The sequence below is a fragment of the Streptomyces sp. NPDC126497 genome, from assembly GCF_040302425.1.
Taxonomy (GTDB): domain Bacteria; phylum Actinomycetota; class Actinomycetes; order Streptomycetales; family Streptomycetaceae; genus Streptomyces.
The window spans coordinates 55,667-66,776 of sequence record NZ_JBEORT010000017.1 but is presented as its reverse complement, the minus strand read 5'-3'; the positions used below and the strand labels follow the sequence as shown (position 1 = coordinate 66,776).

Here is an 11,110-nt window from a genome sequence, read left to right as displayed (position 1 = left end):
GCCCCCCGCCCGGCTAACCGGGGGGCGGCGGCCGTCGGCAATGCGGACCGGCGCCACGCCCGGGAGGCCTCCGCAGCCTCGGGCACACGGCCGGCGGCGGCTTCCTCCGCCGCCGACGCGGCGCGCGGACCGGTCGGCTCAGCTCAGCGTCTGCAGGGACGCCGCGTCGTAGGGCGCCAGCTCGTCGAAGCGGCCGGCCAGCACCTTGGCCGCCCAGTTCGGGTCCTGGAGCAGCGCGCGGCCGACGGCGACGAGGTCGAACTCGTCGCGCTCCATCCGGTCGAGCAGGTCGTCGAGGCTGCCGAGCTCGGCGCCCCGCCCCTGGAAGGCCTCGAGGAACTCGCCCTTCAGGCCGACGGAGCCGACGGTGATGGCGGGCCTGCCGGTCAGCTTCTTCGTCCAGCCGGCCAGGTTGAGGTCGGAGTCCTCGAACTCCGGGAGCCAGTAGCGGCGCGTGGACGCGTGGAAGGCGTCGACACCGGCCGCGGCGAGCGGGGCGAGGATCGCCTCCAGCTCCTGGGGCGTCTCGGCGAGCCGGGCGTCGTAGGCGTCCTGCTTCCACTGCGAGTAGCGGAAGATGACCGGGAACTCCGGCGACACGGCCGCGCGCACCGCGGCCACGACCTCCGCGGCGAACTTCGCGCGGGCCACCGGGTCGCCGCCGTAGGCGTCGGTGCGGCGGTTGGTGCCGGACCACAGGAACTGGTCGACGAGGTAGCCGTGGGCGCCGTGCAGCTCCACGCCGTCGAAGCCGATGCGCTCGGCGTCGGCGGCCGCCCGGGCGAACGCGGCGACGACGTCGTCGATGTCGGTCTGCGTCATCGCCTTGCCCTTGCCCTCGGTGCCGTCCGTGCGCACCCCGGACGGGCCGACCGCCGGAGCCTCGGGATACGGCGCCTGCCCCTGCTCGCGGACCATGCCGATGTGCCAGAGCTGCGGCACGATCGTGCCGCCCGCCGCGTGCACCGCCTCGGCGACCTTCGCCCAGCCCGCGAGCTGCTCCTCCCCGTGGAACCGCGGCACCCGGTCGCTCTGCCCGGCCGACTCGTGCCCCACGTACGTCCCCTCGGTGACGATCAGTCCGACACCGGCGGCGGCGCGGCGCGCGTAGTACGACAGCACGTCCTCACCGGGAACACCGCCCGGCGAGAACATCCGGGTCATCGGCGCCATGGCGATGCGGTTGGGGACGGTCAGGCCGTTGATCGTGGCCGGCCGGGAGAGGATCCCGGCGGCTCGGGTCGCGGTGTCCGGGGAGGTGACGGTCACGTGAGGGCTCCTCTACTGCGAATACCGGTGAGTATGTGTACATGCATTAAATGCACACACGGCACAACCGGGAGACGGCGGGAGGCATTCCCCTCGGACTCGAATGTGACCCCTGTCACGCGGGGTCCACTCCGTGCGCCGGCCGGAAAGCCCGAGGGCGGCACCCCCTGCCGCAAGCAGGGGGTGCCGCCCTCGGTGTGCGACGGACGGATCCGATCCCGGAGGGATCAGAAGTCCATGTCACCGCCCGGCATGCCGCCGCCGGCCGGGGCAGCGGCCTTCTCCGGCTTGTCGGCGATGACGGCCTCGGTGGTGAGGAACAGCGCGGCGATGGAGGCGGCGTTCTGCAGCGCGGAACGGGTCACCTTCGCCGGGTCGATGATGCCCTCGGCGATCATGTCGACATACTCACCGGTCGCGGCGTTCAGACCGTGGCCGACCTGGAGGTTGCGGACCTTCTCCACGACGACGCCGCCCTCGAGACCGCCGTTGACGGCGATCTGCTTCAGCGGGGCCTCCAGCGCGAGCTTCACGGCGTTGGCGCCGGTCGCCTCGTCACCGTCGAGCTCCAGCTTCTCGAAGACCTGGGAGGCCTGCAGCAGGGCCACGCCACCACCGGCGACGATGCCCTCCTCGACGGCGGCCTTCGCGTTGCGGACGGCGTCCTCGATGCGGTGCTTGCGCTCCTTGAGCTCCACCTCGGTGGCGGCGCCGGCCTTGATGACCGCGACACCGCCGGCGAGCTTCGCCAGGCGCTCCTGCAGCTTCTCGCGGTCGTAGTCCGAGTCGCTGTTCTCGATCTCGGCGCGGATCTGGTTCACGCGGCCCTGGACCTGGTCGGCCGAGCCGGCACCGTCGACGATGGTGGTCTCGTCCTTGGTGATGACGACCTTGCGGGCCTTGCCCAGCAGGTCGAGCGTCGCGTTCTCCAGCTTGAGGCCGACCTCCTCGGAGATGACCTCGCCGCCCGTGAGGATGGCGATGTCGCCGAGCATGGCCTTGCGGCGGTCGCCGAAGCCCGGAGCCTTGACGGCGACGGACTTGAAGGTGCCGCGGATCTTGTTGACGACCAGGGTCGACAGGGCCTCGCCCTCGACGTCCTCGGCGATGATCAGCAGCGGCTTGCCCGACTGCATGACCTTCTCCAGGAGCGGGAGCAGGTCCTTGACGTTGGAGACCTTGGAGTTGGCGATCAGGATGTACGGGTCGTCGAGGACGGCCTCCATACGCTCCATGTCGGTGGCGAAGTACGCCGAGATGTAGCCCTTGTCGAAGCGCATGCCCTCGGTGAGCTCCAGCTCCAGACCGAAGGTCTGGGACTCCTCGACGGTGATGACGCCTTCCTTGCCGACCTTGTCCATGGCCTCGGCGATGAGCTCGCCGATCTGGGTGTCGGCGGCGGAGATGGAGGCCGTGGAGGCGATCTGCTCCTTGGTCTCGACGTCCTTCGCCTGCTCCAGCAGGGCACCGGAGACGGCCTCGACGGCCTGCTCGATGCCGCGCTTCAGAGCCATCGGGTTGGCGCCGGCGGCGACGTTGCGCAGGCCCTCCCTGACCAGGGCCTGGGCGAGAACGGTCGCGGTGGTCGTACCGTCACCGGCGACGTCGTCCGTCTTCTTGGCGACTTCCTTGACCAGCTCGGCGCCGATCTTCTCGTACGGGTCCTCGAGCTCGATCTCCTTGGCGATGGAGACACCATCGTTGGTGATCGTGGGGGCGCCCCACTTCTTCTCGAGGACGACGTTGCGGCCCTTGGGGCCGAGCGTCACCTTGACGGCGTCCGCGAGCTGGTTCATGCCGCGCTCGAGGCCGCGCCGCGCCTCCTCGTCGAACGCGATGATCTTGGCCATGTGAAGTGGTCCCTCCAGGACTGGGGGTGATTCCTTCGGACCGCGCCCGCGCCCGCGACGGACGGCTCGCCGACCCGTGGTTCCTTGCCCCACACGGCCTGCGGGCCTCACCGACCCGGTCCTTCGTTGTCACTCTCACCTTCAGAGTGCTAACGCCAATGATTAGCACTCGACCCATGCGAGTGCAAGCGCCCGGGGGGAGAGACGCGGGGCGCTCAGCCGCACGCGAACACCGGCACGCGCCGGCGCGCACCGGTCCGGGCACGGCGAAGGGCCCGCATCCCGGAGGATGCGGGCCCTTCGCCGGCAGAAGATGCTTGCGGCAGGTAGCGCGTTCAGGCGCTGAGACGAACCATGTCGGCCTGCGGGCCCTTCTGACCCTGCGAGATCTCGAACTCGACCCGCTGGCCTTCTTCGAGGGTGCGGTAGCCGTCCATCTGGATCGCGCTGTAGTGGACGAAAACATCCGCACCACCGTCGACCGCGATGAAGCCGTACCCCTTCTCCGCGTTGAACCACTTGACGGTGCCCTGAGCCATGCCTAACTCCCCTATTACTGGCCCTTGCACAGATCCACACTTCGCGGATCCGGGTCAGACCTCACCCCCCAACGGTTGGGGGCGTGCGCCGGAACGCGTCGACCGCGGCTGAATGTATCTGCCCAACTGCCGTCTGCAACAGGTCAGTCGGACGAGAAATCTGGACGCCACCGGTCCGGAATCTGGCGAGAATTCGCCTGATTACGGGGCAAGACGGGCCGCATAAAGGGCTCAGACACCGCAAAAGGGACCCGCACTTTGGCTGCATCCAGTCGGGTCCGCGGCAGGAATTCGGCGTCTTCGATCAGTGGATCGGGGGCGCTTTCCCCAACTCTATCGCGCTCAATCCCATGGAATCGCCCCCTCCGCTTCTCTCACGGAGGGGGCGATGTCCCGCACGCCCGGTAACTGGTGTTACCGCAGGTAATGATCAGCCGCCGGCCACCGCCGGGATGATCGACACGCCGGCCCCGTCCGGGGTGGGCGTGTCGAGGCCCTGCTCGAACCGCACGTCGTCGTCGTTGACGTAGACGTTCACGAACCGCCGCAGCTTGCCCTGGTCGTCCAGCACCCGGGCGGCGATCCCGGTGTGGTTCTTCTCCAGGTCCTGGATGACCTCGCCGAGGGTGGCGCCCTCGGCGGCGACCTCGGCCTGCCCACCCGTGTAGGTGCGCAGGATGGTGGGGATACGAACGGTGACGCTCACGACAAAACCTCCGGTCGGGTGACTTGCCGGGGGCGTGGGGCCGTGCCGGTACGCGGCTGTCGCCGCGTGGACGCGACCGGGCCCCACCGCCCCGCGGACGGGAACGGCGAGACGGGCCCTAGGCGAGCCCGGCCTCGCGGAACGACTCCAGGCTGGGACGGATCGTCGCGGTGAGTCCCGTACCGGCGACCGCGTCCAGCGTCTTGAGACCGTCCCCGGTGTTGAGCACGACCGTGGTCAGGGACGGGTCGAGCGCCCCGCTCTCGAGGAGCTTCCTGGTGACCCCCACGGTCACGCCCCCCGCGGTCTCCGCGAAGATCCCCTCCGTGCGCGCGAGCAGCTTGATCGCCTCGACGATCCGCCCGTCGTCCACGTCCTCCACCGCACCGCCCGTGCGCCGCGCGATGTCCAGGACGTACGGCCCGTCCGCCGGGTTGCCGATCGCCAGCGACTTGGCGATCGTGTCCGGCTTCTGCGGACGCACGACGTCGTGCCCCGCCTTGTAGGCGGTCGACACCGGCGAGCAGCCCTCCGCCTGCGCACCGAAGATCTTGTAGGGCTTGTCCTCGACCAGACCGAGCCCGATCAGCTCCTGCAGCCCCTTGTCGATCTTCGTGAGCTGCGAGCCGGAGGCGATCGGGATCACGATCTGGTCCGGCAGCCGCCAGCCGAGCTGCTCGCAGATCTCGTACGCGAGAGTCTTCGACCCCTCCGCGTAGTACGGCCGCAGGTTGACGTTGACGAAGCCCCAGCCCTCGCCGGCCGGGTCGCCGATCAGCTCGGAGCAGAAACGGTTCACGTCGTCGTAGTTGCCCTCGATGCCGACGAGCTCGCCGCCGTAGACGGCGGCCATGACGACCTTGCCCTGCTCCAGGTCGTGCGGGATGAACACGCAGGACCGGAAGCCGGCGCGGGCCGCGGCGGCGCCGACGGCGCCGGCCAGGTTGCCGGTGGAGGAGCAGGACAGGGTGGTGAAGCCGAAGGCGCGGGCGGCCTCGATGGCCTGGGCGACGACGCGGTCCTTGAAGGAGTGCGTGGGGTTGCCGGAGTCGTCCTTGACGAACAGCTTGCCGGCCTCGACGCCCAGCTCGCGGGCGAGGTTGTCGGCCTGGACGAGCTTGGTCCAGCCGGGGTTCAGGTTCGGCTTGGTGGCCACGTCCGCCGGGACGGGCAGCAGCGGCGCGTAGCGCCAGATGTTCGCCGGTCCCGCTTCGATCCGCTTGCGGAGCTCCTCGGTGTCGTGGGCCGAGAAGTCGTACGCGATCTCCAGCGGGCCGAAACACTCCTCGCAGGCGAAGACGGGACCGAGGGGGACCCGGTGTCCGCATTCGCGGCAGGAAAGGGCGGCGGCGGGGCCCAAGTCGACGGAAGAGGCGGATGCGCCTACGGTGGAATCGGTGGTGGTTGCAACAGTGTGCACAGCCATGTGAGGCGAGGCCCTTTCTCCTCATCTTCCTCACGACGCATCTCGCCGTGAGACGGATTTGGCACCTTCCCTAGCCAGGAGCCTCGCGGAAAAGATCAACAGTGATCTACGAGAACCGGCTGGAGGGTTGCCGGGGCTTCATCGGGCCGTGTCCCTCTGCCCCTCTGGATGAGCGGTGTTCAGTTGTCCGCGCGACACCCCCCGACCTGCGGTGGGCTTCCGCGCTGTTCAAGACTGTAACCGACGGGCGGGGCATTTGAGATAGTCGTCCGAACCGCGAGATGGATCACAGAAGTGAGGAGCCGCTGACCGTGCTGGAAGAAGTCGAGCGCTGGTTGGGCGAGCGTTCCTGGTCGGTGACCGACCGGCCGCCGCACCAGCTCCTGGCCGCCAAGCGCGCCACGGGCCGGACGGTGAGCGTGGTGCTGCCCGCCCTCAACGAGGAAGCGACGGTCGGCGACATCGTGACGGTGATCCGCCGCGATCTGGTGCGGCGGGTGCCGCTCGTCGACGAGGTCGTGGTCGTGGACTCCGGGTCGACCGACCGCACGTCGGAGGTGGCCGCGGCGGCGGGCGCCCGCGTCGTCCACCGCGACGTGATCCTCCCCCGCATCCCGGCCGTGCCCGGCAAGGGCGAGGTGCTGTGGCGGTCGCTGCTGGTCACCCGCGGTGACATCGTGTGCTTCGTCGACGCGGACCTGCGGGAGTTCTCCTCCGACTTCGTCTCCGGCATCGTCGGCCCGCTGCTCACCGAGCCGGACGTGCAGCTGGTCAAGGCCATGTACGACCGTCCGCTCGGCACCGCGGCCGGCCAGGGCGGCCGGGTCACCGAGCTGATGGCCCGCCCGCTGCTGAACATGCACTGGCCCCAGCTGGCCGGCTTCGTCCAGCCGCTGGGCGGCGAGTACGCGGCCCGCCGGAGCCTGCTCGAACGGCTCCCGTTCCCGGTCGGGTACGGCGTCGAGCTCGGCATGCTGGTCGACGCCCTGCACCTGGTCGGCCTGGACGCCCTCGCCCAGGTCGACGTCGGCGTCCGCAAGCACCGCCACCAGGACGGCCAGGCCCTCGGCCGCATGGCCGCCACGATCTACCGCACCGCCCAGCTCCGCCTGGCCCGCAGCCACCTGATACGCCCCGCGCTCACCCAGTTCGAGCGGGTCGGCAACACCTTCGCCCCCCGTACGCACCCCGTGGACACGGAGGAACGCCCGCCGATGACGGAGATCGCGGAGTACCGGACACGGCGGGTGGCCTGACCCGGGTGCGGCCGGTCCGTGCGTTTGAGGCCGGTGGGGCCGGGCTAGGTTGAGGCGTATGGCTGTCACGCAGGGTGCTCAGGTGCTGGTCGCGTCGAATCGCGGGCCGGTCTCGTACACGGTGGAGGAAGACGGGTCGCTGCAGGCCAGGCGGGGCGGCGGCGGACTGGTGTCCGGGCTGTCCGCGATCGGGCCGGACGCCGGGGCGCTGTGGGTGTGCTCGGCGCTGTCCGACGGCGACCGCGAGGCGGTGCGGCGCGGGGTCGGCGAGGACGGCGTGCGGATGCTGGACGTCCCGGCGGACGTGCACGCCGACGCGTACAACGGGATCGCCAACTCGGTGCTGTGGTTCGTGCACCACATGCTGTACCAGACGCCGCTGGAGCCGGTCTTCGACGCGGAGTTCCGCCGCCAGTGGGCGTCGTACGAGGCCTACAACCGCGCGTTCGCCGAGGCGCTGGCCGAGGAGGCGGCGCCGGGCGCGGCGGTGCTGGTGCAGGACTACCACCTCACGCTGGTCCCCGGGATGCTCCGGGAGCTCCGCCCCGACCTGCGCATCGCGCACTTCTCGCACACGCCGTGGGCGCCGCCGGAGTACTTCGCGATGCTGCCCGGCGACATCGCGCGGCAGGTGCTGCGCGGGATGCTGGGCGCCGACCGGCTCGGCTTCCTCACCCACCGCTGGGCGGACGCGTTCACCGCGTGCTGCGAGCGGTTCGCGGACGGGCTCGGCACGACGCGCGTCGGGGTGCACGGCCTCGGCGCGGACGCGGACTTCCTGCGCGCCCGGTCCCACGAGGCCGACGTCGAGGAGCGGATGACCGCGCTCCGCGAGGAGATCGGCGAGGGGCGCCGGACGATCGTGCGGGTCGACCGGACCGAACTGTCGAAGAACATCGTGCGCGGACTGCTGGCCTACCGGCAGCTCCTGGAGGACCGCCCCGAGTGGCGCGAGCGCGTCGTGCACGTCGCGTTCGCCTACCCCTCCCGGCAGGACCTCGCCGTGTACCGCGACTACACCGCCGAGGTGCGACGGCTCGCGGAGGAGATCAACGAGCGGTACGGCACGCCCGGCTGGCGGCCGGTCGTGCTGCACGTCAGGGACGACTTCGCCCGCTCGCTCGCCGCGTACCGGCTGGCGGACGTGGCGCTGGTCAACCCGATCCGCGACGGCATGAACCTGGTCGCCAAGGAGGTCCCGGTCGTCTCCGACGCCGGCTGCGCGCTGGTGCTGTCGCGGGAGGCGGGCGCCCACGAGGAGCTGGGCGAGGACGCGATCACCGTCAACCCGTACGACGTCGTCGAGACCGCCGGCGCCCTGCACGAGGCCCTGACGATGGCCCCGGAGGAACGCGCCGGGCGCGCCAAGCGCCTGGCCGCGGCGGCGACCGCGCTGCCCCCGGCACGCTGGTTCCTGGAGCAGCTGGAGGCGCTGCGGGAGGTCACGCCCGGCTGATCCGGTATGGCGGGGCACACAGGCGTGCGAGGGGGCGCGCGTGGATAGGTTGGGCGTATGGGCAGCCACACGGATTCCACGGACCCGGACGCCATGCACACTCCCGCCACGCAGGCCGGGCAGGACGGGCTGGAGGCGCTTCTCGCGCGGCCCGGGAAGGCACTGATCGGACTCGACTTCGACGGGACGCTCGCGCCGATCGTGGCCGATCCCGAGCAGGCCCGCGCCCACCCGGGCGCGGTCGGCGCGCTCGCCGCGCTCGCGCCCCGGGTGGCCTCGGTCGCGGTCGTCACGGGCCGGCCGGCGGGGGTCGCGGTGCGGCACGGGGGCTTCGCGGGCGTCCCCGGGCTCGAGCACCTCGTCGTTCTCGGTCACTACGGCGCCGAGCGCTGGGACGCCGTCACCGGGACGGTCACCGCGCCCGCCCCGCACCCCGGGGTCGCCGGCGCCCGTGCGGAGCTGCCGGGGCTGCTCGACCGGGTCGGCGCGTGGCAGGGCACGTGGATCGAGGAGAAGGGGCGGGCGGTGGCCGTCCACACCCGCAGGGCCGCCGACCCGCAGGCCGCGTTCGAGGCCCTGCGCGAGCCGCTCGCCGGGCTGGCCGCCCGGCACGGGCTCGTGGTCGAGCCCGGCCGCATGGTCCTGGAGCTGCGCCCGCCCGGCATGGACAAGGGCGTCGCCCTGGAGGAGTACGCCCGGGAGATCGGCGCCGGTTCGGTCCTCTACGCCGGTGACGACCTGGGCGACCTGGCCGCCTACACGGCCGTCGACAAGCTCCGTTCGGCCGGTGTGCCGGGGCTGCTGGTGTGCAGCGGCAGCGACGAGGTCACGGAGCTGAGGGAGCGGGCGGACGTGGTGGTCGACGGGCCGGCGGGGGTCGTCCGGCTGCTGCGGGCGCTGGCGGAGCGGATGTCCTGACGGGTCCTCCCGCCCGCGCCGCCCCTTCCCGGGGCTCCTCCGGCCCCGGATCCCGCTCCTCGAACGCCGGAGGGCCGGTCCCCGCCCCTCCCGGGGGCGGGAGGGGCGGCGCGGGTGCTCAGCGCTCCCCGCGGCGGGTCTCCCGTACGCGGCGCAGGCGGTTGACCGTGACCGGGTCGTGGGCGAGGGCGCGGGGGTCGTCGAGGAGGGCGTTGAGGAGCTGGTAGTAGCGGACGGGGGCCAGGCCCAGTTCCTCGCGGATCGCGCGCTCCTTCACGCCGGGCCCGGAGAAGCCGCGGCGTTCCAGCGCGAGGATGTCCTGTTCGCGGCGGGCCAGCCGGCCGGCCCCGTGTTCCTCGTCCCCCGTGTCCATGCCCCGCAGGCTACTCCGCGGTCTCCGCGCGCGTCGCCGTGGCCTGGAGTCCGCCGAGGACGCCGGCGGGGCTGCCGTTCGGGGCGACCGCCTTGCCGATCTGCTTCTTGACCGCCGCGCTGACCGTCGCCCAGGAGGTGTTGCCGACCGGGTAGAGCTCCGAGGTCGCCAGCTGGTCGAGGAAGGGCCTGAGGTCCTTGTCCCGGTCGGAGGCGGCCATCGTCCGGGAGGCGGAGGTGGTGACCGGCAGCAGGTTGTACTCGCGGGAGAAGGCGAGCACGTTCTCCTCGCTGTAGACGAAGTCGAGGAAGTCGCCGACCTGGTCGCGGTGGCCGTTCTCCTTGAAGGCCGTCATCCAGTCGGCGACGCCGAGCGTGGCCGGGCTCTCGCCGTCGACGCCCGGTGTGGGCACCATGCCGAACTCCACGCCCTTCTCCTTCGCCGTCTCCATCAGCGAGGGGTGCCCGTTGAGCATGCCGACGTCCCCGGCGGCGAACGCCGCGAACGCGTCGGCCCGGTCGAGCTTGCCGGGCGCGACGGGACCGGTCAGGCCCTTGCCGACCAGTTCGTCCTTCAGCCAGGCGAAGGTCTCGACGTTCTGCGCGGAGTCGATGCTGTACGCGCCCGTGATGTCGGTGTAGCCGCCGTCACCGCTGAGCATCCACTGCATGGTCTCGGCCTGCGCCTCCTCCGGGCCGAGCGGCAGCGCGTACGGGTACTTCACGCCGTTCGCCTCGAGCGCCTCGGCGGCCGCGGCGAGCTCGTCCCAGGTCCGCGGCGGGGTGGCGCCGGCCTCGGCGAACAGCTTCTTGTTGTAGAAGAGCACGCGCGTGGAGGAGGCGAACGGCATGCCGTACTGCACGCTGTTGACCTCGCCCGCGGCGGTCAGCTGGGCGAGGAAGTCCGCCTGGACGGGGATGGAGAGCAGGTCGCCGGCCTTGTAGAGCCTGCCCTCGGCCGCGTAGTCGGCGTACGCGCCGATCTGCGCCATGTCCGGCGGGTCGCCCGCGTCGACCATCTCCCTGACCTCGCGGTCGACGTCGTTCCAGGAGTGGACCTCCACGTCGATCCTCACGTCGGGGTGCTCGGCCTCGTACCGCTCGACCAGGTCGGCCCAGTACTTCTCGGAGCTGTCGGCCGCGCTGTCGCCGTAGTCGGCGGCGACCAGCTTCAGGGTCACCTCGGAGGACCCGCCGCCGACCCCGCATCCGCCGAGGACTCCCGTCAGTCCCAGTGCGGAGACCACCGCGATCGCCCTTGTCCTGACCCGCCGCTGCACGTGCCCTGCTCCTTGCTCCGGCGCTCCCGCGCCTTTCG

10 protein-coding genes and 1 riboswitch are annotated in these 11,110 nt (G+C 71.5%); of the genes, 3 read left to right on the top strand and 7 right to left on the bottom strand.

From position 1 onward, the window contains the following. Positions 1-138: 138 nt before the first annotated feature. From ABTY20_RS11470 to thrC, 5 genes are all read right to left on the bottom strand, one after another. Complete coding sequence (locus tag ABTY20_RS11470) at positions 139-1,269, bottom strand: NADH:flavin oxidoreductase (protein WP_351996756.1); 1,131 nt, start codon at positions 1,267-1,269, stop codon at positions 139-141. Between the two features lie 227 nt (positions 1,270-1,496). Beyond that, a complete protein-coding gene (groL, locus tag ABTY20_RS11465; protein WP_351996755.1) occupies positions 1,497-3,119 on the bottom strand; it encodes a chaperonin GroEL in 1,623 nt (540 codons plus the stop codon). Positions 3,120-3,454: 335 nt separating this feature from the next. Beyond that, entirely contained in the window at positions 3,455-3,658 is a 204-nt protein-coding gene (locus ABTY20_RS11460) for a cold-shock protein (protein WP_004929928.1), read from the bottom strand. Positions 3,659-4,088: 430 nt separating this feature from the next. Beyond that, positions 4,089-4,364, bottom strand: a complete 276-nt coding sequence (locus ABTY20_RS11455; protein ID WP_351996754.1) for a ubiquitin-like small modifier protein 1 — start codon at positions 4,362-4,364, stop codon at positions 4,089-4,091. Positions 4,365-4,482: 118 nt separating this feature from the next. Further along, entirely contained in the window at positions 4,483-5,790 is a 1,308-nt protein-coding gene (gene thrC / locus ABTY20_RS11450) for a threonine synthase (RefSeq protein WP_351996753.1), read from the bottom strand. 18 nt (positions 5,791-5,808) lie between these two features. After that, positions 5,809-5,965: riboswitch (SAM riboswitch) on the bottom strand. Between the two features lie 136 nt (positions 5,966-6,101). Here thrC and ABTY20_RS11445 point away from each other — a divergent pair. The 3 genes from ABTY20_RS11445 to otsB are packed head-to-tail and all read left to right on the top strand — an operon-like array spanning position 6,102 to position 9,420. Beyond that, positions 6,102-7,046: a glucosyl-3-phosphoglycerate synthase gene (locus ABTY20_RS11445; RefSeq protein ID WP_351996776.1), complete on the top strand. Its 945-nt coding sequence runs from the start codon at positions 6,102-6,104 to the stop codon at positions 7,044-7,046. A gap of 58 nt (positions 7,047-7,104) precedes the next feature. After that, positions 7,105-8,502, top strand: coding sequence for an alpha,alpha-trehalose-phosphate synthase (UDP-forming) (locus ABTY20_RS11440; RefSeq protein WP_351996752.1), 1,398 nt, complete (start codon positions 7,105-7,107; stop codon positions 8,500-8,502). A 57-nt stretch (positions 8,503-8,559) separates the two neighbouring features. Further along, a complete protein-coding gene (gene otsB / locus ABTY20_RS11435) occupies positions 8,560-9,420 on the top strand; it encodes a trehalose-phosphatase (protein ID WP_351996751.1) in 861 nt (286 codons plus the stop codon). Between the two features lie 118 nt (positions 9,421-9,538). On the opposite strand, the gene ABTY20_RS11430 is transcribed toward otsB, so the two are convergent. Beyond that, the gene (locus tag ABTY20_RS11430) at positions 9,539-9,793 is read right to left on the bottom strand and encodes a DUF3263 domain-containing protein (RefSeq protein WP_351996750.1); all 255 of its coding nucleotides are present in this window, start codon (positions 9,791-9,793) and stop codon (positions 9,539-9,541) included. A 10-nt stretch (positions 9,794-9,803) separates the two neighbouring features. Continuing rightward, on the bottom strand, positions 9,804-11,072 hold the full coding sequence (locus ABTY20_RS11425) for an extracellular solute-binding protein (protein WP_351996749.1): 1,269 nt from the start codon (positions 11,070-11,072) through the stop codon (positions 9,804-9,806). Positions 11,073-11,110 lie beyond the last annotated feature (38 nt).

Coding starts and splice junctions, on each gene's coding strand:
- groL (WP_351996755.1), bottom strand. CDS start 3,119: ATGGCCAAGATCATCGCGTTCGACGAGGAGGCGCGGCGCGGCCTCGAG.
- ABTY20_RS11460 (WP_004929928.1), bottom strand. CDS start 3,658: ATGGCTCAGGGCACCGTCAAGTGGTTCAACGCGGAGAAGGGGTACGGC.
- thrC (WP_351996753.1), bottom strand. CDS start 5,790: ATGGCTGTGCACACTGTTGCAACCACCACCGATTCCACCGTAGGCGCA.
- ABTY20_RS11440 (WP_351996752.1), top strand. CDS start 7,105: ATGGCTGTCACGCAGGGTGCTCAGGTGCTGGTCGCGTCGAATCGCGGG.
- otsB (WP_351996751.1), top strand. CDS start 8,560: ATGGGCAGCCACACGGATTCCACGGACCCGGACGCCATGCACACTCCC.
- ABTY20_RS11430 (WP_351996750.1), bottom strand. CDS start 9,793: ATGGACACGGGGGACGAGGAACACGGGGCCGGCCGGCTGGCCCGCCGC.